We start from the raw sequence: 24,079 nt of genomic DNA, 5'->3' as shown, positions 1-24,079 counted from the left end.
ACTGTCTCAGGATCGCCACAGGATCGCTGACGCAGGCTCTGAGCATCGACATACCGTGAAGGAGTGAGATGCGAAGAGGCACGCTCGTGAGGTGGGGGGTCCCGGTCGCGGCGGCCGCCGTGATCGGAGCCGCGATCGGCGCCGGCCCCGTCATCGCCGCCGTGAGCGGCGAGCCCGTGCTGCCGGAGCGCTCGGCCGAGCAGCTGCTCGCCGACGCCGTGGCGGCGACCAGCAAGGAAGGCGGCATCCCGCCGATGTCCGGCACCGTGCAGCAGACGGCCTCGCTCGGCCTGCCCGCGCTACCGGCCGCCGCCACCGGCTCCTCGCCGCTGAGCCTGCTGTCCGGCTCGCACGAGGTGAAGGTCTGGTACGGCGCCGATGACAAGCTGCGCGTGGCCATGCCGACCCAGCTCAACGAGACCAACCTGATCCTGAACGGCGGCCAGGCGTGGTACTGGGACAGCGCCACCAACACCGCCACCAAGCTGACCATCAAGCAGGGCGGGCCGGAGCGGCCGGAGACGCCCGTGCCACAGCCTACGGACTTCACTCCGCAGCAGGTGGCCGAGCGCGTGCTGGCCGAGGCGGGCGAGCACACCGCCGTCCGGGTGATCAACACCGCCGAGGTGGCCGGGCGGCCCGTGTACCAGCTCGTGCTCTCGCCCAAGGCGGAGAGCTCGCTGGTGCAGGAGGTGCGCATCGCGCTCGACGGCGAGACGTACGTCCCGCTCCAGGTCCAGATCTACGCCAAGGGCTCGGCCGAGCCCGCCTACCAGGTGGGCTTCACGCAGGTCACGTTCACGCCGCCGGCCGCCGAGAACTTCACCTTCACCCCGCCCGCGGGCGCCAAGGTGGAGGAGAAGGAGATCGGGCTCGACCGGGCGGCCCACGCCGAGCACGCCGAGCACGCCAAGGACGTCGCGGACACCGCGAAGATCGTCGGCGAGGGCTGGGCGAGGGTGGCGGTGCTGCCGTTCGACCCCGGCGAGCTGTCGGCCAAGGCCGAGCAGGCGCGCGAGGACGGCTCCGGCCACCGCGGCCACGGCAGGTTCGACGGCGGCGGCGACCCGCAGGCGGTGCTCGACAGCGTCTTGAACAGCGCCACCCCGGTCAGCGGCCCGTGGGGCTCAGGCAGGCTGATCAAGACCAAGCTCGTCACCGCCCTGCTCACCGACGACGGCCGGCTGCTGGTCGGCGCGGTCACCCCGGAGGAGATCATCCGGGCGGCGGGCGTCAAGTGACGTCGGTCACGCACGAAGCGGGGGCGCCCTCCGGGGCGGCCCCGCCCTCCGGCGGAGGAGGATTCAGTACGGATGCGGGGGAGACGATGGACACGGCGACGCGTGCGGACGCGCCGGACACGCTCGTGGAGACGGTGGGCGCGGCGATCGTCACGCGGGGGCTGACCAAGCGCTTCAGGAGCGGCCAGGTGGCGGTCGACGCGCTCGACCTGACGGTGCCGCGCGGCTCGGTGTTCGGCTTCCTCGGGCCCAACGGCTCGGGCAAGACCACCACCATCCGCATGCTGCTCGGCCTCGTGACGCCCACCTCGGGCGAGCAGTCCGTGCTCGGGCTGCCGCCCGTCCAGGCGCTGCCGAAGGTGGGGGCGGTGGTCGAAGGGCCGGCGTTCTACCCGTACCTGTCGGGCGCCGACAACCTCATGCGCTTCGACGCGGCCGACCCGACCGCTTCGCGCGCCACCGCCCGGCGGCGGATCGCCGACGCGCTCGACCGGGTCGGGCTGGCGGCCGCTGCGGGCAAGCGCTACCGCACCTACTCGCTCGGCATGCGCCAGCGGCTGGCCATCGCCGCCGCCCTGCTCAGGCCGCGGGAGCTGCTCGTCCTGGACGAGCCCACCAACGGGCTCGACCCGCAGGGCACCCGCGAGGTGCGCGCGCTGGTCAAGGAGATCGCCGCCGACGGCACCACGGTGTTCGTCTCCTCCCACCTGCTGGCCGAGGTCGAGCAGATGTGCACGCACGCGGCGATCATGCGTGCGGGAAAGCTCGTGGCGCAGGGCACGATCGCCTCGCTCAGCGCCGGGCTGGCCGTCCGCATCCGGGTCGAGACGCCGGACGCGGCCGCCGCCGTCCGGGTGCTGGAACGCCTGGGCATGGACGACGTGCGGACCGGGGACGCGCACGTCACCGCCGAGCTGGGCGGCCACGCGCCGGAGCGGGTCAACGCCGCCCTGGTGGGGGAGGGCGTCGCCGTACGCGGGCTGGCCGTGGTACGGCCGAGCCTTGAAGACGTGTTCGTGGGACTGACAGGGGAGGGCTTCGATGTCGACGGCTGAGAACGGGGGATCGGCCGGCACGTTCACGCTCGACCGGCGCTCCCCCGGCTCCGCCGCCGGGACCGCCGATGGCGGCCGGACGGCCGGGGCCGTCGCCGGGGTGGGGCGGCCGGTGGCGGCGTTCTGGCGGCTGCTGGCCTCCGAGCTCGGGCTGACCTTCCGCCGCCCGCGCAACCTGGTGATCCTGGGCGTGCTCGCCCTCGTGCCGGTCATCGTCGGCATCACCCTGCGGGCGGTCGGCGGCTCGGGCGAGGGCATGGACGGCATCGTCCAGGACGTCGCGGGCAACAGCCTGATGCTGACGTTCCTGTCGTTCTCGTTCCTGGTGCTGCTGATGATGCCGGTGGCGGTGAGCGTGGTGGCGGGCGACTCGATCGCCGGCGAGGCCGGCGCGGGCACCCTGCGCTACCTGCTGGCCGCCCCCGCGGGCCGCACCCGGCTGCTCGCGGTCAAGTTCCTCAACGCGGTCGTCTACTCCTACGCCGTGACCGCGGTGGTGGCGCTGTCGGCACTGCTGACGGGGCTGCTGCTGTTCCCGGCCGGGCCGGTGACGCTGCTGTCGGGCACCACCGTCACCATGACCGAGGGCCTGCTGCGGATCGTCGTCTGCGTCGGGTACGTCGGCGCCGGGATGGCCGCGCTCGCCGCGATCGCGCTTGCGCTGTCGACGTTCACCGAGGTGTCCATCGGGGCGATCGCCGGCACCATCGTGCTGGTCATCGTCTCCCAGGTGCTGCGGGCCATCCCCGACCTGAACGCGGTCACCCCGTACCTGCTGCCGACCAGGTTCACGGACTTCGACGCGGTGCTGCGCAGCCCGATCGACGTGGCCGCGCTGCGCGACGGGCTGCTGGCGTTCGGGGCGTACATCCTGCTGTTCGGCTCGATCGCCTGGGCGCGCTTCTCAGGCAAGGACATCACGTCCTGAACGTCGGGAGCGTCAGGGCGTCGTGAGCGTCCTGGGCGCCCGTGCGGCGCTCGGGGCGTGACCCGAGCGCCGCACGGACGAAGGGGTCAGGCCGAGGGGCGGCGGCGCAGGCCGAGCACGCCGACCACGACGCCGGCGGCACCGACCAGCAGCCCGGCCCCGCCGAGCAGCCGCGCCGTGGTGTCCGACGCCGTTTCGGCCGCCGCCACCGGCGCGACAGACGGCGCGGAGCTCGCCGGAGCGGTCGCGGCGGTCGTGGCCGCGCCGTTCTCGTCAGCGGCGGCGGGGACCAGCTTGAGCAGCGGCGCCGGGTGCTCGGGCTCCGAGCCGTCCGCCTTCGGCGCCTCCGACCAGTCGACGACCTCGCCGTTCGAGTACGTCTGCTTCGTCGGGAACATCAGCGAGTCGACGTCCTTGGGCAGCTGCCCCATGGACACCTCGAACTCCTGGAACTGGCCGGGCTCGACCTTGCCGCCCGACCAGACGACCTTGGTGACGGCCTCCTTCAGCTCGCCGTACTCGGTCGTGACCGGCTTGGGCAGCTCGCCCTCGGTGACCTCGACCTTCCAGCCGGGCACCGGCTTGACCGAGACGAACGCCAGCGGGTGATCGGTGGGGAAGGACACCTCGATCTTGGTGGTCGAGGCGTTGTCGCGCTCGTTGGGCACCCGGAAGGCGACCTTGGTGAAGCCGCCCTGCTCGGCCGAGCCGGGCTGGATGGAGACGTGGGCCATGGCGGGCAGGGCCAGGGCGGTGGTGAGCGCGGCGGTGGCGGCGAGCACGGTCGCCGCACGGCGTACGAAGGACATGCGAGAACTCCACGTGTGATCGGGGGGTTGGACAGGGGCGTCAGAAGGTCAGGCGGGAAGCGGCGGACCGCGCCTGGCCACGCTGTGCCGGAAGACCGGCCGCAGCGGGAGCACCCTGGTCACCACGGGTGGAGCGCACCGGGGCCGCACGGGTACGGCGGGCAGGACGAGCAGCACGAGGCGGCGGCCGAGCCGGCGCAGCACCGACCAGAGCGCGGCCTCGCCGCGCGCCAGCCACAGCCCGGTGATGATCGTCGCCGTCAGGTGGGTCACCAGCATGCCCGCGTTGACCCCGAGCCCGCCCTGCGCGTGGCCGTGCACCGACACGTAGCCGGCGCCCTCGCCCGCGAACAGCTCGTGCAGCCCGATCTGCACCCCGACCAGCGCCAGGTTGATCGTGCCCGCCGAGCGTTCCCTGCCGCACAGGGCCAGCCCCAGCACCGACACCCCGGCGAGGCCGAGCGCGGCCGTCCACGGAGCCGGGGCGGCACCGCCGCCGAGCACGTGGGCGAAAGCGGCCAGCGCCACGCAGACGGCGGCGAAGGCGGCCGTCCGCGCGAGCCTCATCGGGAGTTGCGCACGCATGGGTGTGCTCATGGTCTCACGGGCCGAGGCCGGTGGAGACCCAAGCTGCCCAATGCCTGGGCCGTATATGGCATTTGTCGCTAGTGTCAGTGCCGACCACGTTGACATAGAGGTGAGAACGTTGCGGCACTTAGCTGGATTGCTCGTCGGTGTAGTCGTGACGGCGGCCGTGCTCGGGGGCGGCGGATGGGCGGTCCGGCACGCGCTCGATGTCGCGGCGGCGACCACGGTCGACGAGAAGACCCTGTGGATCTCGCTGGGCTCGATGGCCGCGGTGGGTCTCGTCGTCGGGCTCGTGACCGCCGGCCGCATCTCGCCGCTCGCGACGTTCGTGCCCTCGATGGTGCTGCTGGCCTGGACCGTCGTGTACGCCCTCGACGTCAACAGGGCGCTGTCCTTCATCCCGTCGGGCCAGTCGATGAACCAGATCGTCCTCGAAGCCGGCGAAGGCGCGAGGACGCTGCTCACCAGCGGTGTGTACGCGCTGCTCGGCGTGGCCCTGTTCATCCCCGTGCTGATGCCGTCACGCTGGTCGCGGCAGCAGGACGAGTACGACGAGGAGTACGAGACCAGCCGGCAGGGCGGCTACTACTGATTCGCCCCCGTGTACAGGCGGGTGACCACCTCCTCCAGAGACGACTGGCCGGGCGCGGTGGCCATCAGGTCGTCGAGCGTCCCGTCGAAGGCCAGCCGCCCGTGGTCGATCAGCATCACCCGCCGGCACAAGCGCTCGATGTCGCCCAGATCGTGCGTGGTCAGCAGCACGGTCGTGCCCCGTTCGGCGTTGAGCCGGAGCAGGAAGTCACGGATTCCGGCCTTGCTGACCACGTCGAGCCCGATCGTCGGCTCGTCGAGCACCAGCACGTCGGGCGCGTGCAGCAGCGCCGCCGCCAGGTCGCCGCGCATGCGCTGGCCGAGGCTGAGCTGCCGCACCGGCGTGCGCAGGAAGGAGCCCAGGTCGAGCGTCTCGGTCAGCTCGTCGAGCCGGGCCCGGAACGTGGCCCGCTCCACCTTGTACAGGTGGCGGATCAGCTCGAAGCTGTCGCTCAGCGGCAGGTCCCACCAGAGCGTCGTGCGCTGGCCGAACACCACGCCGATGCGCCGCGCCAGCGTGGTGCGCCGCCGCGACGGCTCCAGCCCGGCCACCCGTACGGTGCCCGTCGTGGGGGTGAGGATGCCGCACAGCATCTTGATCGTGGTGGACTTGCCCGCGCCGTTGGGCCCGAGGTAGCCGACGAACTCCCCAGGTTGCACGGTGAAGGTCAGGTCTCGTACGGCATGGACGACTTTGCCGCGCACCTTGAACGAGCGCCCGGCCCTGTCGAGCTCGATCATCATCAACTCCCCGTGGATCGGTAGTGCCGTACGCCCTGCCGCCAGGCGAACCCGGCCACCAGGGCGAGGACCAGCGCGACGGCCGGCCCCAGGAACCGCATGAACTCCGGTGTGCCGAAGGGGTCGGCACGGCCCAGGACGTACAGGCCGGGCTGCCAGTTGATGAAGGCGAGCGGCAGCACGTACGTCACGCCCGCCACCAGGTCGCGGGCATAGATGCTGAGCGGATACTGGTTGAGCTGCTGGCTGCCGTAGGTGAAGGAGTTGACCACCTCCGGCGCGTCGGTCAGCAGGAACTGCGCGGCGCCGGCCAGCGTCCACAGCGCCGCGAAGATGACGATGCCGGTGATCACCATGACGGGGATCATCCAGGCCCGCCGCGGGTCGATGCCGAGGGCGGCGATCGCGTAGCCGAGCACGAGGCCCGCCTGCACGATGCGGCCGATCCTGGTGGGGTTGAACCGGTCGGTGGCCAGCTGCAGCCACGGGCTGACCGGCCTGATGAGGATCGTGTCGAGCGTGCCCGCCTTGATGTGCTGGCTGACCCGGTCGAGGTTGCTGACGAACGTGTCGCACACGGTGAACGACACGCTCGCGGCGCCGTACAGGAACAGCACCTCCTCGCGGGAGAAACCGGCCAGGCTGGTGGTGTTGGCGAAGACCACCAGGATGACGCCCACGTCGATCGCCGCCGTGATGAACCCGAAGAGGGTCATCATCACGAACGAGGCGGGGTAGGCGGCGGCGGAGCGGGTCCACGTCCAGACGAGCAGCAGGTACGTCCTAACCACCCTGGATCACCACCTTGTGGCGGATCGCGCGGGTGCCGAGCGCGCCGAGCCCGAGCAGGACGACCGCCCAGAACACCTGGAAGGCCAGCGCCTCCACGACGTCGGCCTTGCCGAGGTAGAGGTCGGCGGGCACCTGAACCATGGCCGCCCAGGGCAGCACGGCGACGATGTCGCCGAAAGCGCCGGGGAAGAGGTGCAGCGGCACCATCATCCCCGAGAAGAACGTCATCAGGACCAACGACAGCACCTGGACGCCCCGGTCGTCGAGCAGCCAGCAGACCGACAGGGCGAGCAGGTAGCGCCAGGCGAAGCTGAGCACGACGGCGATGGCGAGACCGGCCACCACCGCGGCCCACTGACCCGCGCCGGCGGGCACCTTGATGCCGAACAGCACCGCGCCGATCAGCATCGGCGGGATCCCGCGCACGAGGAACAGGTAGGCGGCCCTGCCGATGTCCTCCGACAGCGTCCACAGCTGCAGGGACGCCGGGCGTACCAGGTCGAGCGCGATGTCGCCGCTGCGGATGCGCTCGGGGATGGTCAGGCCGCCGCCGAAGAGCTGCATCGGCGCGATGAACGCCTGGGTGAGGAAGCAGAAGGTCACGGCGTCGGTCACGTCGTAGCCGGCCAGCCCAGGGCGGGCCTGCCAGAGCGCGATGAGGACGTAGGCGCGCAGGACGCCGAACACGCTGTTGGTGAACGCGCCGGCGAGTGCGGCCCCGAGGTAGGTGGCGTGTTTGCGAAAGCCGTACCGGACGAGCCGGGCATAGAGCGGTATGGTTTGGCACCTCCGGGGAGTGATGGCGCGGTGACGTTCCGTGCCTGGCCCGCACATGGGTCCGCGATCGGGAAGCACGGAATTATGCGCTGATGCGGCGGCTCTTGGCAACGCCTTTTTTCCGTACCGCGGGTGGATCGCCGGGGGTATCGGCAGCGGTCGTCACCGTGCCGAAATGTCCGGGTAAGAGATGAGTTACTTACTCGCCGGTAGGAACGCGATCTCCAGGGAAGGACATCCTTGGAGGGTCACACAATGCGGATCGACACGGACGTGGTTCCCGACTACCCCCTGAGCTGGCAGGCCCGCGCGCTCACCGGCCTGATGTGGAGCACTGTCAAACCGGTCTCCAGCCTGCTCATGCGCCATCCGCTCGCCCTGGCGGGCGCCGCGCGGCTGGGCGAGCTCGGACGGGTGGTGCGGGTGCCGTGTCCCGAGCACGTCGTGGTGGAGGCCGCCGCGTTCTCGGCGTGCGGCGGCGAATGGGTGCGCGCCGGGCGGGAGCTCGACGAGCGCAAGGCGGTGCTCTACTTCCACGGGGGCGGCTACTTCTCATGCTCGCCGCGTACGCACCGGTCCATCACCTGGCGGCTGTCGGCGGCGGCCAGGCGTCCGGTCCTCGCGCTCGACTACCGCCAGGGGCCCGTGCACAAGCTGGCCGACTCGCTCGCCGACGCGCTCGACGCCTACGACTGCGTGCTGCGCCAGGGGTACGCGGCCGAGGACGTCGTGCTGGCGGGCGACTCCGCCGGTGGCCACCTGACGCTCGCGACCCTGCTGGCGCTGCGCGACGCGGGCCGGCCGCTGCCCGCAGCGGCGATCTGCCTGTCGCCGTGGGCCGACCTCACCGACATCCCGCGCCGCGAGAACCGCTGGCAGGACCCGATGCTGCCGGCCGGGCGGGTACGCTGGCTGGCCCGCTGGTGGACCTCGGGCCTCGACCCGTGGGACCCGCTGGTCTCGCCGGTGCACGGCGACTTCACCGGGCTGCCGCCGCTGATGATCGTGACCGGCTCGACGGAGGTGCTGCGCGACGAGGCGCACAGGGTGGCCGCGCGGGCGCGGGAGGCGGGCGTGCCGGTGCGGTACGAGGAATGGCCTCGGATGCCGCACGTCTTCCCGATCCTGGCCGACGTGCTGCCGGAGGCGCGCCAGGCGTTCCGGCACATGTCGCGCTTCCTGGGGGAGGTGGCAGGAGCGGGGTCCGCCGCGGGTGACACGGCGGCGGCCTGAATTTTTGCCTGTCCCATTTGTGGGCAAAGGCATACGCTGAGAAATGAGGGCAGTGTAAGGTTAGGTATACCTAACTTGCTCAGGGGGACTGCTCATGCCGGAGAACCACGTTGACCACCATCGGGGGGTCGTCCAGCGCACCGAGCGCATCTCGCGCCACATGGTGCGGCTCGTCGTCGGTGGTGACGGGCTTTCCGGCTTCTCGACGAACGGGTATACGGACCACTACGTCAAGCTCGTGTTCCCGTACGAAGGGGTCGACTATCCCCGGCCGTTCAGCATGAAGATCTGCCGCGAGACGATGCCGCGGCAGCTCTGGCCCAGGCTGCGCACCTACACCGTGCGCGCGTGGGACCCCGACGCCCTTGAGCTGACGCTCGACTTCGTCGTGCACGGTGACGAGGGCCTGGCGGGCCCCTGGGCGGCGCAGGCCGCGCCCGGCGACGAGGTGATCATGCTGGGCCCCGGCGGCGGCTACGCGCCCGACCCCCGGGCGGATTGGCACCTGTTGGTGGGTGACGAGAGCGCGCTGCCGGCCATCGCCGCCTCGCTCGAAGCGCTGCCAGAAGACGCTCTTGCGCACGTGTTCGTGGAGGTCGACTCCCCTGAGGACGAGCTGAAGCTGGAGACCTCCGCAGACGCCCGCATCACCTGGCTCTACCGGGGCGACCGGCCGGTGGGCGAGAAGCTCGTCGCCGCCGTGCGCGCGCTCGGCTTCCCCGAGGGTGACGTGCACGCGTTCGTGCACGGCGAGGCCGGGTTCGTGAAGGAGCTGCGCCGCTTCCTGCGGCTGGAGCGGGGGATCGGCCTCGATCGGCTGTCCATCTCCGGCTACTGGCGGGCGGGCGTGGACGACGAGGCGTGGCGCGCGGTCAAGCGCGACTGGAACCGCCAGGTGGAGGCCGAGGAGGCCGCGGCGATCGCGTCCTGACCAGCGTTCGGCGCCGGAAAAGGGCAGCGCCAGAAGGGCAGCGCCGGAAGGGCAGCGCCGGAAGGGCAGCGCCGGAGCAGGGCCGGAGCAGGGCCGGAGCAGGGCCGGAGCAGGGCCGGAGCAGGGCAGGGCCGGAAGGGGCGTGGCCACCCTGAGGGCATAGCGCCACTTCGGACCGCTATGTCACTTCATTCACTCACCTAGAAGGTACGACCGCCTTACCTTCAATACCCCTTGTGTAAGGCATGCGGAAAGCATCCGCGGATGCCGCCACAGTGTGCTCTGGCAGGACACTGATCAGGGAAGGCGGTCCGGATGACGCGTGGTGCGAGCGGCATGCCTCCCGGCGTGCGGCCGCTTACGGTGGGGGACCCGGTCATCATCGGCCGTTATCTGCTGCTCGGCCGGCTCGGCGCCGGCGGGATGGGCGTCGTCTACCTCGCCGAGCACCCGCAGGGCGGCCTGGTCGCACTCAAGACCCCGCATCCGGTGCATCTCAACGATGCCACGTTACGCGCCCGGTTCGCGGAAGAAGTCGCATACTCCCGCAGATTGGTGCCCTTCTGTACGGCCGCCGTCATCGAGGACGGCGCCGACAGGGACCGCCCGTACCTCGTCACCGAGTACATCCCCGGCCCCGCGCTCTCCCAGGTCGTCACGGCCGGCGGCGCGCTCACGCCCGACCTGGCCTACGGCGTCGCGCTCGGCGCCGCCGCCGCGCTGGTGGCCGTGCACGAGGCCGGGCTGGTGCACCGCGACCTCAAACCCGCGAACGTGCTGCTGTCGCCCGACGGGCCGCGCGTCATCGACTTCGGCATCGCCCGCGACGTGGACGTCTCCGCCGCGCACACTCAGGCGGGACAGGTCATGGGCAGTCCGGGATGGGTGGCGCCCGAGCGGCTGACCGGCGGGCCCGCGCTGCCCGCGTCCGACGTCTTCGCCTGGGGCTGTCTGGTGGCCTACGCCGCCACCGGGCACCACCCTTTCGGCAGCGGCGACGACGACGTGCTCACCCGGCGCATCCTGTTCGAGCCGCCGCGCCTGGACGGCGTGCCCGCGCCGCTCCGGCCCACCGTCGCGGCCGCCCTGGCCAAGGACCCTGCCGAGCGGCCCCTGGCCGCCGCCCTGCTGCGTGCGCTGCTCGCGGCGGGCGGCGTCGGCGATTCGTGGAACCCGCGGCAGGCGGTGTCCGAGGTGCTGGCCAGGATCTGGACCCCGGTGCCGCACCCGGCAGCGGCCGGTCCCGGCCACACGGCCGGGCTCGCACGTACCCCGGAAGCGGCCACCGCCGATGTGGACCGTTCCCGTGCGGCCGAGCGCGGACGGCGGGCCCGGCAGACCGCGCATCTCGGGCACGCGGGCTTCGCCGCGCTGGCCACCGTCTCCATCGCGGCGCTCACCGTGATCGCCGCGGCCGGCGGCGGTGACGGGACGGGCGGCGAGGGCGGCGCGCTGCCGCCCGCCGACCCGCCCGCCGTCGTGGAGACGTCCGGCAGCGCGCACTCGACCATCCGGCCCACCGCCTCGGCCGGGCGTGGCCTGCCGGTGGTGCGCCCGGCGACGACGGCTCCGCCGCCGGGCACGTCCACGGTGGTCGTCACGGAGACCATGACGAAGGAGCCGGTCAGGACACTCGCACCGCCGTCCCGCAGCACGTTCACGACTCCCCGTACCCCGCCGCGCACCTTCGGCCCGGACGGCAGGGACGGCGATCGCGGCCGGGGGCGCGGCGACGACGAGCCGGAGACCTGCGCGTGGCCCGGCGGCCATCGGACGCGGCCGGGGAACCGCCCGATCAGGCGTCCGGTGCAGCGCCGCGCCTGCCCCATCCCGTCGGCCTCGATCAGCGGCATCCCGCAGGAGGGCCCAGGGGAGCCGGGAGAGCCCTCACCGGCGCCCTCGCAGAGCCCGGCCACGGGCGACCCCACACCGTCGGGACGCTGAAGGGCCGCGCCGGTGCTGGGGGAAACCGGCGCGGCCCGTTCGCCGGGGAACACTCCCATGCCCTGGAGGCGTCCGGCGAGCCTTGACCGAGGTCAGTGTGCGAACTGCTCCTCTTCCGTCGAGCCCTTGAGCGCCGTCGTCGAGGAGTCGGGCGCCACGGCGGTGCTGACCAGGTCGAAGTAGCCGGTGCCGACCTCGCGCTGGTGCCGGGTGGCGGTATAGCCGCGCGCCTCGGCCGCGAACTCGGCCTCCTGCAGCTCGACGTACGCGCTCATGCCGTCGGTCGCGTACGCGTGTGCCAGGTCGAACATGCCGTAGTTCAGCGAGTGGAACCCGGCCAGCGTGATGAACTGGAACTTGTATCCCATGTGCCCCAGCTCGCGCTGGAACTTGGCGATGGTGGAGTCGTCGAGGTGCGCCTTCCAGTTGAACGACGGCGAGCAGTTGTAGGCGAGCATCTTGTCCGGGTACTCGGCCTTGATCGCCTCGGCGAACGCGCGGGCCACGTCGAGGTCGGGCGTGCCGGTCTCCATCCAGAGCAGGTCGGCGTACGGCGCGTACGCCAGGCCGCGCGCCACGCACGCCTCCAGCCCGTTCCTGACCCGGTAGAAGCCCTCGGCGGTGCGCTCGCCGGTGACGAACGGCTGGTCGCGCGGGTCCACGTCGCTGGTCAGCAGGGTCGCGGCCTGTGCGTCGGTCCGCGCGATGACCAGGGTGGGCACGCCCGCGACGTCGGCGGCGAGCCGGGCGGCGTTGAGCGTCTTGATGTGCTGGCCGGTCGGGATGAGCACCTTGCCGCCGAGGTGGCCGCACTTCTTCTCGGAGGCGAGCTGGTCCTCCCAGTGCACGCCCGCGGCGCCGGCCGCGATCATCGCCTTCATCAGCTCGAACGCGTTGAGCACGCCGCCGAAGCCGGCCTCGGCGTCGGCCACGATGGGCGCCAGCCAGTGCGGCGCGTCGTCCGCGCCCTCGGCCCAGGTGATCTGGTCGGCCCGCAGCAGCGCGTTGTTGATGCGGCGCACGACCGCCGGCACGGAGTTCGCCGGGTAGAGGCTCTGGTCGGGATAGGTGTGCCCGCTCAGGTTCGCGTCGGCGGCGACCTGCCAGCCGGACAGGTAGATGGCCTTCAGGCCGGCCCGCACCTGCTGCACGGCCTGGTTGCCGGTCAGCGCGCCGAGGCTGTTGACGTAGTCCTCGGTCTGCAGGAGGCTCCACAGCCGCTCGGCGCCGAGCCGGGCCAGCGTGTGCTCCTCCTGGACGCTCCCACGCAACCTGATCACGTCCTCGGCGCTGTAGGTGCGCTCGACGCCCTCCCAGCGAGGGTGGTTCTCCCATTCGTCCCGCAGCTGCTCGGCAGCTCCCTTGAGGCGATCGTTCACCGTTCACTCCTTCGGTCGTCCCCTGGGGCTCACGCCGAAGTCTCTGCCCTGGCAACCATGGTCAAATAGGGCATCGAGCTGAGAAGATTCGCTGATTTTTCGTGTGCATGCATTACTTGCTGGTATTCAAGTGTGAAGAAATCGCGAGTTTTACCTTTGGCCTAGACCAATCCCGCGGGCGGTGGGCGGTCGCGGCCCAGCGTCGCTCTGTGGGGCGCTGCTTCTAGAAAATGCCCGGAATTTCTGTCTAAGATTCCGGCATGGCGTCCGTGCTGAGCGAAGAACCGCTGTCTTTGACGCAAGAGCTCGATCTGATCGCGTTCGGACAGCGGCTGCGCCACCTGCGCAAACAGCGCGGCCTCACGCTGTCCGACCTCGGCGCGCGCGTCGGCCGGGCCCCGAGCCAGCTCTCCCTGCTGGAGAACGGCAAGCGCGAGCCGAAACTCTCCCTGCTCAAGTCACTGGCGAACGCCCTGGGCGTACCCATCGAAGAGCTGCTGCGCCGGCAGCCGCCCAGCCGCCGCGCCCAGCTGGAGATCGCGCTGGAGGAGGCGCAGCGCGACCCCATCTACGCCGGTCTCGGCCTGCCCAGGCTCAAGGTCTCCGCCCGTGTCCCCAACGACGTGCTCGAACACATCCTCGGCCTGTACGGCGAGCTGCGCGCCCGCCAGGCCAGGGGCACCGCCACGCCGGAGGAGGCCAGGGCCGCCAACGCCGAGCTGCGCCGCCGCCAGCGCGAGGTGGGCAACTACTTCCCGGAGATCGAGAAGGCGGCGGCCGAGGCCCTGGAGGCGGTCGGCTACCGTACCGGCGCGCTCTCGCAGAGCATGATCCAGAGCCTGGTCACGCACTTCGGCTACACCGTGCACACCGCGCAGGACCTGCCGCGCTCGGTGCGCTCCATCACCGACCTGCGCCACCGCCGCATCTACGTCAAGCACGAGCAGCTCGGCATGCACACCCCGCGCACGATCCTGCTCCAGACGCTCGGCCACCTCGCGCTCGGCCACGACAAGCCCCGCGACTTCGCCGACTTCCTGCGCCAGCGCACCGAGGCCAACTACTTCGCCGCCGCCATCCTCGTGCCGGAGAAGGCCGCCGCGCTCTACCTCCAGGAGGCCAAGGCCGACCGCGCGCTGTCGGTGGAGGACCTGCGCGACGTCTTCGCCGTCTCGTACGAGATGGCCGCACACCGCTTCACCAACCTCGCCACCCACCACCTCGGCCTGGTCTGCCACTTCGTGCGCAACGACGCGGGCGGCATCATCTACAAGGCGTACGAGAACGACGGCATCGTCTTCCCCGCCGACGAGCAGGGCGCCATCGAGGGCCAGCGGATGTGCCTGCAGTGGTCGGGGCGTCAGGTGTTCGCCTCACCCGACCGGTTCTCCGTCTACTACCAGTACTCCGACTCGCCCACCGGCACCTACTTCTGCGTGGCCCACGTCGACCCGTCGCGCGAGCGGGACTTCGCGATCACGCTGGGGGTGCCGTACAAGGAGTCGCGCTGGTTCCGCGGGCGCGAGACGACCAACCGCACCCGCTCCAACTGCCCCAACGGCGACTGCTGCCGCCGCCCGCCCGCCGAGCTGGCCGAACGCTGGGAGGGCTACGCCTGGCCGTCGGCGCGCGCCAACAGCCACGTGCTGGCCGCGCTGCCGCCCGGATCGTTCCCCGGCGTGGACGAGGCCGACGTCTACACGTTCCTGGAACGGCACGCGGCCGACGCCTGAGCAGGCCTGGAACGGCGGCCTCCGCCCTTGAAGGTCACTCGGCCGATGCCTGAAGCCGTGCTCAGCCGCGCCCGGTGATCCGCGACCACCACGACGACGCCTGCTCCACCGCCCGGTCGAAGCGGTAGTACAGGCGCGGCGGCACGTGCGGCAGCACCGGCGAGTGCCGCTGCCCGAGCAGCGCGAGCAGCTGGTCGGGCGGCAGGTGGACGTAGCGCGGCAGGTTCTCGTACCAGCGGGCGCTGTAGCGCGCCGCCTTCTGGGCGCGCCGGATCGTACGCTGCCGGCCCCGCTCGTAGCTCGCCAGCGCCGACGGCAGGTCCCGCTCGGTGGTGAGCGCGTGCACCAGGTAGGCCGCGTCGCCGAGCGCGAGCGCCGTGCCCGCGCCGATCGAGTAGTGGGTGGTGTGCGCGGCGTCGCCCATCAGCACGACGTTGCCGTGGTACCAGCGCTCGTTGGTCACCGTGCGGAAGTTCAGCCAGCGGGCGCTCTCGCCGGCGTCGTCGCGGCCGATCAGCGGATGGCCGTCGAGGATGTCGGCGAACAGCTTCTCCAGCATGGCGAGGCCGTCGGCGTCGGTGGCCTCGTGCAGGCCCAGCCCCTCCCACGTCTCCGGTGAGCACTCGATGACGCAGGTGCTGTGGCCGGGGTCGTATCCGTAGCCGTAGCACCAGATCCAGCCGTACGGGGTGTCGGCGAAGGAGAACGTGAACGGGCCGAACGCCTTGGTCGTGCCCAGCCACAGGTAGGCGTTGCGGCCGGCCGTGACGGCGGTGCCGAAGTGTCCGGCGTGCCGCTCGCGCAGCCCGCTGTTGACGCCGTCGCAGGCCACGATGAGGTCGCAGTCGGCCAGCTCCTCCTCGCCGGAGATCTCACGGCCGTACTCGATGTCCACGCCGAGCGAGCGTGCCCGGTCGGCGAGGATGGCGAGCAGCACGCTGCGGCCGATGCCGAAGCCGCCGTCCCAGTGGCTGATCCGGGCGGGCGGCTGGTCGCCGACGCGGGCCACCCAGGTCTTCCAGCGCACCGAGGCGTCGCGGATGGCGTGCGCGGACTCCGGGTCGATGGCGCGCAGGTTGGCGTACAGCTCGTCCCAGTACGTCACGCCCCATCCGTACGTCGAGCCCTCGGGATAGCGCTCGTAGACCGTGACCTCGCACGCCGGATCGGTGCGCTTCAGCAGCGACGCGAAGTAGAGACCGGCGGGACCGCCGCCGACGCACGCGACCTTCACCCCAAACCCCCGATGTGACGCAATGACAGCAGGACGTTACAGAGGGTAACAGAACGTGACGCGGTGGCCGGTGGGAGGGTCCGCGCTCACGCCGGGTCGCCGTCGAGCATCTCGTGCAGCCAGGCGCGCTCGGCGCGGCTGGTCGCCCGCGCGATGACGAGCATGCCGCGCTGGTAGGGATCGCTCATGTCGGCGGCGCGCAGCGGGCGGTCGCCGTCGTGGAAGAAGCTCGCCGGCTGCTCCAGGAAGGCGAGGCGGCGGCGGAGCACGGCCGCGCGCTCGCCCGGGTCGGGCAGGAGGGACAGGAAGGCCAGGATCGTGAAGAAGCGGCTGCCGTCGGTGATGTCGTGCTCGGCCGGCTCGCGCAGGCGGCGCAGCAGCTCGTCGCGGCCGGCCGCGGTGAGCGTGAGCGTCTGGCGCCGGGCCGCCGCCGCGCCCGGCTCGTCGCGGCGGTCGAGGAGGCCGGCCTTGACCAGGCGGTTGATCGCCGGATAGAGGCTCCCGTCGCTGACCGGGCGGGCGTGGCCGGACAGCGCGGCGACCTTGCGGCGCAGCTCGTAGCCGTGCAGCGGCCCTTCGGCCAGGAATCCCAGTATCGCCAGCTCCAGCACGCTGCTATCGTGCCACATCGAAACGAGGTATATCGAATCGAGATATAAGCCGTGATCTACACCGAGGAGTGGGTGACGCAGCGGGCGCGCGAGGCGTACGAGCGGGGGCGGGCGGGTTTCGACGTCCACGCGGAACGGTCGGCGCTGCTGCTGCGGCACCACCGCCAGGCAGGCGTACGAGCGGGGCTACCGGGTGGTCTTCGGCTCCGACGTCACCGCCACCGACGACGAGTCACGTCAGGAGCCTGAGCTGGCCGTGCTGCGCAAGGGGTTCGCGCTGGTGCTGACGGCCGGCGAGATCGCCGGCCGGCTCTCCGGGCGGCATCTCTGATCGGCACCTGGGCGGCCCTTTGAGCGGCCCCTCCGGGCAGCTCGGTCAGAGCGCCAGGTCGACGCGGTAACGGCTCAGCCAGTGGTGGAGCTGGACGAACCGCTCCAGCGCCGCCCGCGTCTCCGGCGAGGCGGGCTCCTCGACGGTCGCGCGGGCCTTGTCCCAGTCGACCAGCCGCGCCGCGGGGGAGTCGGCGATGTCGAGCAGCTCGCGGGCCCGCTCGCGCAGCCCCTCGTCGTACGCGGGATCCTGCGTGGCCGGATACGGGCTCTTGACCCGCTGCAGGATGCTCTCCGGCAGCAGGTCCGCAGACGCCGCCCTGAGCAGGCTCTTCTCCCGCCCGTCGAAGGTCTTCAGCGACCACGGCGCGTTGAACACGTACTCGACCAGGCGGTGGTCGCAGAACGGCACCCGCACCTCCAGGCCGTTCGCCATGCTCATCCGGTCCTTCCTGTCCAGCAGGACCTGCACGAACCGGGTCAGATGCAGATAGCCGATCTCCCGCATGCGCCGCTCGTGCCCGCTCTCGCCCGGCAGGTGCGGCACCTCGGCCAGCGCCTCGCGGTAGCGCTCTTCCCGGTAGCCGGACAGGTCGAGCTGCCGCTGCAGATCGTCGTGGAACAGGCGCTCCGCGCCCGCGTGCGCGGACAAGGCCGGACTGGCCAGCCACGGGAACATCTCGGCCGACACCGTCTCCGGGTCGTGAAACCACCGGTAGCCGCCGAACACCTCATCGGCCGACTCGCCGGACAGCGCCACCGTCGAGTGCTCCCTGATCGCCTTGAACAGCAGGTAGAGCGAGGTGTCCATGTCGCCGATGCCCATCGGCAGGTCGCGCGCCCGCAGCACGGCCGCGCGCACCTCACGGTCCATCAGCGCGGCCGAGTCGAGCACGATGTCGCTGTGGTCGGCCCCGGCGAAGCGGGCCAGCTCGTGCACGTACGGCGTGTCGGGCGTGGAACGGGTGAGGTCGGGCTTGAAGTTCTCGGTGTACCCGGCGAAGTCCACCGAGAACGAGCGCACGGTGCCGAGACCCTGCTCGCGCAGCAGCCTGGCCGCCAGCGAAGTGATCATGCTGGAGTCGAGGCCGCCCGACAGCAGCGCGCACAGCGGCACGTCGCTGATGAGCTGCCTGGCCACGATGTCGTCCAGCAGCTCGCGCACGGTCTTCACGGTCGTGGCCACGTCGTCAGGGTGCTCGCGGGATTCGAGTCGCCAATAGCGGCGCTTGACCAGGCCGTCCCTGTCCACCAGGACGATCTGACCGGGGCGGACCTCGTACAGGCCGGACAGCACGCCGTGCTCCGGCGTCTTGACGAACGCCAGCAGCTCGCGCAGCCCCTCCAGATCCAGCACGCGGCTCGCCAGCGGGTTGGCCAGCACGGCCTTGGGCTCGGAGCCGAACAGCACCCCGTGCTCGGTGGGGTAGTAGTAGAGCGGCTTGATGCCCATGCGGTCGCGCACCAGCAGCAGCCGCTCGGCGCGGGGGTCCCAGATCGCGAACGCGTACATGCCGTTGAGGTGCTCGGCCAGGTCCTCGCCCCATTCGAGGTAGGAGCGCAGCAGGACCTCGGTGTCGCTGCGGGTGCGGAAGACGTGGCCGCGGCTCGACAGCTCGGCGCGCAGCTCCTCGAAGTTGTAGATCTCGCCGCTGTAGGTCAGCACGGCGAGCTCGCGGCCCTCCTCCTCGGCCACCATCGGCTGCCGCCCGCCCGCCAGGTCGATGATGGCCAGCCTGCGGTGCCCGATCGCGGCGTGCGGGGCCAGCCACAGCCCCTCGTCGTCGGGCCCCCGGCAGGCCATGGTGCCGGTCATCTCCTGCGCGGTCTGCCGCTCCCGCCGCAGGTCGCGCTCGAAGTCCACCCAGCCGGCGATGCCACACATGTTCGGTCCCCCGTCTCACCCCAGGCTCGGAATCGTGCCCGGTAACGGGTAGACCGTTGGGAAAAGGCGCGGCAAAGGTGGTCATCGCGGGCGGGCGATCACGCGGCAGCCCGCCGCCGGCACGTTGCAGAACGCCTTCCACCTGACCCGCTCGTCACCCGGCCAGGCCGGCGACAGCGCCAGCTCGCGGGTGAAGACCTGCAGGAACGTCCGCATCTGCACCATCGCGAGGCGGTCGCCCAGGCAGGTGTGCGCGCCGCCGCCGAACGGCATCCACCCGTAGCCGGCCGGCCTGCCGTCGAGCCAGCGCTCGGGGCGGAACGCGGCCGGGTCGGGATAGAGCGCGGGGTCGTGGTGCAGCGTCCGCAGGTGCACGATGACCGTGGTGCCCGGGACCAGCACCCTGCCGCCCAGCTCGAACGGCCGTCTGACCGTACGGCCGAAGAACGTGACCGGCGGGCGCACCCGCAGCGCCTCGTACGTCACCGCGCTCGCGTACGCGTCGCCCTCGCCCCGCTCGCTCTCGCCGGTCACCCGGCGCAGCACCTCGGGGTGGCGCACCACCCGCTCGAACACCCAGGCAAGACCGTTCGCCGTGGTCGTACGCGCCCCCGCGATCATGCTCATCACCTGGTCGCGCACCACCGCGTCGGGCAGCGGCGCATCGTCGTCGTCGCGGGCCCGCAGCAGCGCGCCGAGCAGATCGCCGCCCTCGCCGCCGGTCTTGCGCCGCCGCTCGATCTCGGCGTGGATCAGCCGGTCGCACGCCTCCTTCGCCCGGTGGTAGCCGGGCCACCAGTCCAGCGCGCCCGCGTGCCGCAGCGCGTAGCGCACCGTGACCTCGTACGAGTCGGCCCGGCGCAGCAGCTCGCGCAGCGGCACCCGCCAGGCCCGCTGCCGCTCGGGGGAGAGGCCCACGATCAGCTCCAGCACGGCCTCGAGCAGCGCCCTGTGCAGCAGCGGGCGCAGCGGGAACGGCCTGCCGCGCGGGCACTTGGCGGCGGCCCGCAGCGCCAGCCGCTCCGTGGCCGCGCGCAGCCGCTCGTGCACCCGGTCGCGGACCACCGGCACCATGATCGAGCGGATCTCGCGATGCTCGTCGCCCTCCAGCCGCGCCAGCCCGCGCGGCCCTATCACCGGCTCGCGCATCCGGCCGGCCGGGCTCGCCGCCATCACGCCGTCGGGCGCCCGCATGACCGCTCTGACCAGCGCGGGATCGGACACCACCACGGCCCTGCCCAGGCCGGGGGCCCACAGGCCGAACATGCCTCCCGTACGGCGGAGCATGCTCTCCACGACGCCGTCGCCGGCCAGCAGCGCGGCAGGCAGCGCGCCGCTGCCCACCAGGGTTTCCCAGGGTCGGGGGGTACTGCGGCAGACCGTCACGAGAGAGTAACTTACCGTCATATGACATACGCGCAGCGTGATTCCCGAGACTCCGGTGGCCCCGCGCGGCCGTCGATCGCCATCATGCGTCCGCTCCGAGGTGGCCGGCGCAGGAGCGTCGCCATCAGGCGTCGGCCGCGCTCACTTGACGATCTCGCGAGCCGAGGTCCCTTCAGGGAGGGAGAAGAGGGCGACGGGACCGGGCGCTCGCTCGGGTGGCGCGTCCGGACGATCTCGCGGCGGCGGCGGACGGCGCCGGAGGCTCGGCGGATCGAGGTCAGGCGTCGGCGGGGGCTCTGCGGCGCCGGCGCGGGCGGTGGCCGGTGACCTCGTTGCCGGCGTCGGGGTGCAGGCGCAGCATCAGCAGCGCGCCCGTCAGCGCGATCGCGCCGGTCACCCAGAAGGCGGCTGTGAAGTCGCCCTGCGTGAGCGGCGTACCGGACCCGCCGTGCGCGAACTGCAGCGCGATCGCCGCCACCGCCACTCCCAGCGCCACGGAGAGCTGCTGCATCATGCTGAACAGCGTCGAGGCCGAGGCGCGATCGGCGGAGCCGACGTCGGCGAACGACAGCGTGTTGGTGCCGGTGAACTCGATCGACCGGGTGGCCCCGGCCACGAACGCCACCACGGCCGCCACGGCGAAGGCGGTACGCGCGTCCAGCAGCCCGAACGCCGCGATCGACAGCGCCACCGCGATCCCGTTGCCCACCAGCACCGTGCGGAAGCCGAGCCACCGCATCAGCGGCGTCGTGATCACCTTCACGACGAGGTTGCCGAGGAAGTACACCAGCACGAGCTGCCCCGCCTCCAGCGGCGTCTGCCCCCACGCCTCCTGCAGCATGAGCGGCAGCAGGAACGGCGTCCCGCTGATCGCCAGGCGGATGAGGGTGCCCGCGTGCAGGCTGGCCGCCGCGAACGTGGGCACCCGCAGTGGCCCGAGACCGACCAGCGGATGCTCGGCCCGCAGGAACCACCACACGGCGGCCGCGCCCGCCGGCAGCCCGACCGCCAGCAGGGCGAGGTCGAGACCCACCGCGGACGGGTGCGCCAGCTCGGACAGTCCGTAGATGGTCAAGCTGAGCGACGTGACGATGAGGACGGTGCCGGCGCGATCGAGCGGCTTGGGCTCGCTGTCGCGCACGCTCGGCACGAACGCCAGGACGAGGGCGGTCCCGGCGAGGGCGAGCGGCGCGTTCAGCAGGAAGATCCACTGCCAGCCGTACCAGGTGGTGAGCGCGCCGCCGAGCACCGGGGCGATGACCGGCGCGACCAGCCCCGGCCAAGTGATCAGCGCGGTCGCGCGCATGAGGTCCCGCTTGCCGGCGTTCTTCAGCACGATGATGCGCCCGACCGGCATCATCAGCGCGCCGCCCGCGCCCTGGACGACGCGGGCCACGACGAACTGCCATAAGGAGGTGCAGGCCGCGCAGGCGACCGAGGCCAGGCCGAACACCACGATGGCGGTCGCGAACACCCGCTTGGCCCCGTACCGGTCCGACAGCCAGCCGCCCAGCGGGATGAAGGCCGTTCCCGAGGCGCGTTCGTCATGTCCTCCCTGTGGTGCGCGCTGCTGCCTGGCGGGGGAGGTCCGGGAGCGCCTCCCGGAGGGCAACTTTAACTCCGCACCCCATGACGGAAATGTCGGGCCACTCGGCGGTTCGGCGGAAGGTCAGCCCGCCTCGGCGCGCAGGTCGCGGAGCGCGGTCCGGTAGGCGGAGCCGACCATGGCGAAGACCTCCAGCATCATCGGCATCCGCTCGATCCCGTGCTGCTGTGCGAGCGCTTCGAGGTGTTTCCTGGTGGATTCGCAGGCGGCCTCGTACACCGCCAGGCCCTCGGGCACGAGCTCCACGGTCACCATGCGGCGGTCGCGCTCGCCGCGGACGCGCCGGGCGTACCCGCCCTTCTCCAGACGGTCGATCAGGCGGGTGGTCGAGGCGGACGGCAGCCCCAGCTCCTCGGCGATCGTGCCCACGGCGAGCGGGCCGCGCGTCTCGAGCAGCATGAGGGCGGCCACGTCGGCGGGTTGCAGGCCGAGACGGTCGGCGAGCGCGTCGTTGTGCACCAGGATCGCGATCACGAATTCGCGGAAGACGGCTTCTGGTTGCGCGGAACCCACCGGGCCACCCTACTTGCCGCCAATGTAACTTCGAAGCGAAGATACATCGAAGCGGAGAAAATCGGATGGATGTCATCGTCATCGGCGCGGGGATCGGCGGGCTGGCCATCGCCCGCGTGTTACTGGCCGCGGGTCACCGCGTCCGCGTGTACGAGCAGGCGCCCGAGCGCCGCACCGGCGGCAAGGCGCTGCTGGCCTGGAGCAACGGCAACGCGATACTCGACGACCTCGGCGTCTCGCTCGCCGGCGTCGGCGCCCGCATCGACAGGATCGACGGCACTGACCCCGCGCGGCAGGCTGCGCACCACCATGGACCTCACGCACGCCGCCGCCCGCTACGGCTTCCCGACCAGGGCCGTCCCGCGCGCCACCTGCTCGACCGGCTGGCCGCCGGGCTGCCCTGCGACGTCGTCCGCTACGGCATGGCCTGCCGCGACGTACGCCACAACGATGACGGTGTCACCGCCGTCTTCGCCGACGGCTCCACGGCCACCGGCGACGTGCTCGTGGGCGCGGACGGGCACCACTCCGTCGTACGCCGGAACGCTGTGGGGCGAGGGCACCGTACGGCCCGCCACGTTCGGCACCTGGCAGGGCATGAGCCGCATCGACATCGAGATCACCGGTACCACCAGGCACCTCATGATCAGCGGGCGGGAGGGCGCCTGCGGCCTCATGCCCGCGGGCGGCGGGCTGCTGCAGTGGTGGTTCGACGTCCGCTGGTCACCCCGCGATCCCCGGCCCGCCGCGCCGCCGGCCGAGCTGCGGCGCAGGTTCGGGCGCTGGCGCTCGCCGGTCTCCGACGTGCTCGCCGCCGCCCGCGAGGAGGACCTGGAGTTCTTCGGCCACCACTGGAGCAAGGTGCCCGAGGTGTGGGGCGCGGGGCGGGTGACGCTGGCCGGCGACGCCGCGCACACCATGCCGCCCACCCTCGGCCAGGGCGCCAACCAGACCCTGGAGGACGCCTGGGTGCTCGGGCGGGCCTTGGCCGGCGCGGGCGACCCGGGCGGCGCGGCTGCGCGCGTACGAGCGGGCCCGCTACCCGCACATCTCCCTGGTCTCCCGGCTCGCCAGGCGCAACCCGGCGAACTGGCGCACACCGCCGATCCTCGCCCGGCTGGTCCCGGAGACGGCGCAGACGACGATGCCGGCCCGCTTCAGCAACCGCCTCTCCGTCCAGGTGGGCTGACCCGTCATCACGCCGTCTCGCTCGAACCCCGTTGACCTGCATGTTCTCCCTTTCCGTCGCGGGCGTCAGCTCGCCCCACGAGGTCAGAGGAGTGATGGTCCTTCCGAAATAGGGGCCGGGCAGTGAGATCCACCTTACTCATCGTGTTCATTCGATGACGTCGCGTATAACGTCCCGTGGTGTTCCAGCAGACACGGAAGGAGCATCATGAAGATCCTCAGCGTGATCGCCGCGCCCGCCCTCGCCGCCGCTCTCCTGGCGGTGCCCGCCGCGACGGCCCAGGCGGCCGTGCCGGCCTGCCACGCCCACGTGTGCCTGTGGACCGGCGCCAACTACACCGGCGCCGTCTACACCTGGTGGGAGGCGAACGGCAACAGGTTCATCGGCAGCACGCACGCCGACAACGTCGGCTCGTTCGTCGCCACGAGCGGCGCGTGCTTCGTCGACACGGCCGACTCCGAGTGGAACTGGCGCGCCAAGCGCCTGGCCTCGCGGGGCGACTACAGCTCCAACTACAAGGGCAGGTTCGGCGGCGTGATGGACCGCATCGCGCCCGCACGCTACTGCTGATCCACCGGCTGGC

Annotated in this window: 21 protein-coding genes and 3 pseudogenes; 12 read left to right on the top strand and 12 right to left on the bottom strand. The window is 71.8% G+C overall.

Translation table 11 applies throughout. From position 1 onward, the window contains the following. Window positions 1-86 precede the first annotated feature (86 nt). The 3 genes from AB0K67_RS06430 to AB0K67_RS06420 all read left to right on the top strand — a co-directional run bounded on the left by AB0K67_RS06430 (window position 87) and on the right by AB0K67_RS06420 (window position 3,224). Window positions 87-1,241: a DUF2092 domain-containing protein gene (locus AB0K67_RS06430; RefSeq protein ID WP_364053837.1), complete on the top strand. Its 1,155-nt coding sequence runs from the start codon at window positions 87-89 to the stop codon at window positions 1,239-1,241. An 86-nt stretch (window positions 1,242-1,327) separates the two neighbouring features. Further along, window positions 1,328-2,296, top strand: a complete 969-nt coding sequence (locus tag AB0K67_RS06425; RefSeq protein ID WP_364053834.1) for an ABC transporter ATP-binding protein — start codon at window positions 1,328-1,330, stop codon at window positions 2,294-2,296. Beyond that, window positions 2,283-3,224, top strand: coding sequence for an ABC transporter permease subunit (locus AB0K67_RS06420; RefSeq protein ID WP_364053831.1), 942 nt, complete (start codon window positions 2,283-2,285; stop codon window positions 3,222-3,224). Before AB0K67_RS06425 ends, AB0K67_RS06420 begins: the two co-directional genes overlap by 14 nt. 86 nt (window positions 3,225-3,310) lie before the next feature. Here AB0K67_RS06420 and AB0K67_RS06415 read toward each other — a convergent pair whose 3' ends face one another. Next, entirely contained in the window at window positions 3,311-4,033 is a 723-nt protein-coding gene (locus tag AB0K67_RS06415) for a YcnI family protein (protein WP_364053828.1), read from the bottom strand. 48 nt (window positions 4,034-4,081) lie between these two features. Continuing rightward, a complete protein-coding gene (locus AB0K67_RS06410; RefSeq protein ID WP_364053825.1) occupies window positions 4,082-4,618 on the bottom strand; it encodes an MFS transporter in 537 nt (178 codons plus the stop codon). Between the two features lie 121 nt (window positions 4,619-4,739). Here AB0K67_RS06410 and AB0K67_RS06405 point away from each other — a divergent pair, with 121 nt between their 5' ends. Further along, a complete protein-coding gene (locus AB0K67_RS06405) occupies window positions 4,740-5,213 on the top strand; it encodes a hypothetical protein (RefSeq protein WP_364053822.1) in 474 nt (157 codons plus the stop codon). 71 nt (window positions 5,214-5,284) lie between these two features. Here AB0K67_RS06405 and AB0K67_RS06400 read toward each other — a convergent pair. The 3 genes and pseudogenes from AB0K67_RS06400 to AB0K67_RS06390 all read right to left on the bottom strand — a co-directional run. Continuing rightward, window positions 5,285-5,953: pseudogene (locus tag AB0K67_RS06400) on the bottom strand (ATP-binding cassette domain-containing protein); the annotation flags it as partial. A gap of 2 nt (window positions 5,954-5,955) precedes the next feature. Further along, a complete protein-coding gene (locus AB0K67_RS06395) occupies window positions 5,956-6,744 on the bottom strand; it encodes an ABC-2 family transporter protein (RefSeq protein ID WP_364053819.1) in 789 nt (262 codons plus the stop codon). After that, complete coding sequence (locus AB0K67_RS06390) at window positions 6,737-7,432, bottom strand: ABC-2 family transporter protein (protein ID WP_364053816.1); 696 nt, start codon at window positions 7,430-7,432, stop codon at window positions 6,737-6,739. Before AB0K67_RS06390 ends, AB0K67_RS06395 begins: the two co-directional genes overlap by 8 nt. A 345-nt stretch (window positions 7,433-7,777) precedes the next feature. On the opposite strand from AB0K67_RS06390, the gene AB0K67_RS06385 reads away from it, so the two are divergent. From AB0K67_RS06385 to AB0K67_RS06375, 3 genes are all read left to right on the top strand, one after another. Continuing rightward, window positions 7,778-8,755 (top strand): alpha/beta hydrolase, encoded by a 978-nt coding sequence (locus AB0K67_RS06385; RefSeq protein ID WP_364053813.1) that lies wholly within the window; start codon window positions 7,778-7,780, stop codon window positions 8,753-8,755. A gap of 94 nt (window positions 8,756-8,849) precedes the next feature. After that, window positions 8,850-9,686, top strand: coding sequence for a siderophore-interacting protein (locus tag AB0K67_RS06380; protein WP_364053810.1), 837 nt, complete (start codon window positions 8,850-8,852; stop codon window positions 9,684-9,686). Between the two features lie 315 nt (window positions 9,687-10,001). Then, complete coding sequence (locus AB0K67_RS06375) at window positions 10,002-11,630, top strand: protein kinase (RefSeq protein ID WP_364053807.1); 1,629 nt, start codon at window positions 10,002-10,004, stop codon at window positions 11,628-11,630. Window positions 11,631-11,722: 92 nt separating this feature from the next. On the opposite strand, the gene aceA is transcribed toward AB0K67_RS06375, so the two are convergent. Continuing rightward, window positions 11,723-13,009, bottom strand: a complete 1,287-nt coding sequence (gene aceA, locus AB0K67_RS06370; RefSeq protein ID WP_364053804.1) for an isocitrate lyase — start codon at window positions 13,007-13,009, stop codon at window positions 11,723-11,725. 293 nt (window positions 13,010-13,302) lie between these two features. On the opposite strand from aceA, the gene AB0K67_RS06365 reads away from it, so the two are divergent. Further along, window positions 13,303-14,742, top strand: a complete 1,440-nt coding sequence (locus AB0K67_RS06365) for a helix-turn-helix domain-containing protein (protein ID WP_364057458.1) — start codon at window positions 13,303-13,305, stop codon at window positions 14,740-14,742. Window positions 14,743-14,803: 61 nt separating this feature from the next. Here AB0K67_RS06365 and AB0K67_RS06360 read toward each other — a convergent pair whose 3' ends face one another. Further along, entirely contained in the window at window positions 14,804-15,976 is a 1,173-nt protein-coding gene (locus AB0K67_RS06360; RefSeq protein WP_364053801.1) for an FAD-dependent monooxygenase, read from the bottom strand. A gap of 86 nt (window positions 15,977-16,062) precedes the next feature. After that, a complete protein-coding gene (locus AB0K67_RS06355; protein ID WP_364053798.1) occupies window positions 16,063-16,605 on the bottom strand; it encodes a PadR family transcriptional regulator in 543 nt (180 codons plus the stop codon). Between the two features lie 139 nt (window positions 16,606-16,744). Between AB0K67_RS06355 and AB0K67_RS06350 the strand changes: the two are divergent. Further along, window positions 16,745-16,918 (top strand): annotated as a pseudogene (locus tag AB0K67_RS06350) (hypothetical protein); the annotation flags it as partial. Between the two features lie 45 nt (window positions 16,919-16,963). Here AB0K67_RS06350 and asnB read toward each other — a convergent pair. From asnB to AB0K67_RS06330, 4 genes are all read right to left on the bottom strand, one after another. Beyond that, a complete protein-coding gene (asnB, locus tag AB0K67_RS06345; protein ID WP_364053796.1) occupies window positions 16,964-18,802 on the bottom strand; it encodes an asparagine synthase (glutamine-hydrolyzing) in 1,839 nt (612 codons plus the stop codon). An 81-nt stretch (window positions 18,803-18,883) separates the two neighbouring features. Next, complete coding sequence (locus AB0K67_RS06340; RefSeq protein ID WP_364053793.1) at window positions 18,884-20,146, bottom strand: cytochrome P450; 1,263 nt, start codon at window positions 20,144-20,146, stop codon at window positions 18,884-18,886. A 319-nt stretch (window positions 20,147-20,465) separates the two neighbouring features. After that, entirely contained in the window at window positions 20,466-21,800 is a 1,335-nt protein-coding gene (locus AB0K67_RS06335) for an MFS transporter (protein ID WP_364053790.1), read from the bottom strand. Window positions 21,801-21,857: 57 nt separating this feature from the next. After that, window positions 21,858-22,307, bottom strand: a complete 450-nt coding sequence (locus AB0K67_RS06330) for a MarR family transcriptional regulator (protein ID WP_364053787.1) — start codon at window positions 22,305-22,307, stop codon at window positions 21,858-21,860. Window positions 22,308-22,372: 65 nt separating this feature from the next. Here AB0K67_RS06330 and AB0K67_RS06325 point away from each other — a divergent pair. The 3 genes and pseudogenes from AB0K67_RS06325 to AB0K67_RS06315 form a co-directional block, all read left to right on the top strand. Further along, a pseudogene (locus AB0K67_RS06325) lies at window positions 22,373-22,960 on the top strand (FAD-dependent monooxygenase); the annotation flags it as partial. Beyond that, the gene (locus AB0K67_RS06320) at window positions 22,905-23,531 is read left to right on the top strand and encodes an FAD-dependent monooxygenase (protein ID WP_364057455.1); all 627 of its coding nucleotides are present in this window, start codon (window positions 22,905-22,907) and stop codon (window positions 23,529-23,531) included. The pseudogene AB0K67_RS06325 and the gene AB0K67_RS06320, both read left to right, overlap by 56 nt. A gap of 172 nt (window positions 23,532-23,703) precedes the next feature. Further along, window positions 23,704-24,066, top strand: a complete 363-nt coding sequence (locus AB0K67_RS06315) for a peptidase inhibitor family I36 protein (protein ID WP_364053784.1) — start codon at window positions 23,704-23,706, stop codon at window positions 24,064-24,066. The last annotated feature ends 13 nt before the right edge of the window (window positions 24,067-24,079 follow it).

Source organism: Nonomuraea sp. NPDC052634 (assembly GCF_040678535.1).
In the GTDB taxonomy this organism is placed as follows: Bacteria; Actinomycetota; Actinomycetes; order Streptosporangiales; family Streptosporangiaceae; genus Nonomuraea; species Nonomuraea fastidiosa.
Note: the sequence above shows the minus strand (reverse complement) of the source record. Positions and strands in the feature narration are given on the sequence as shown.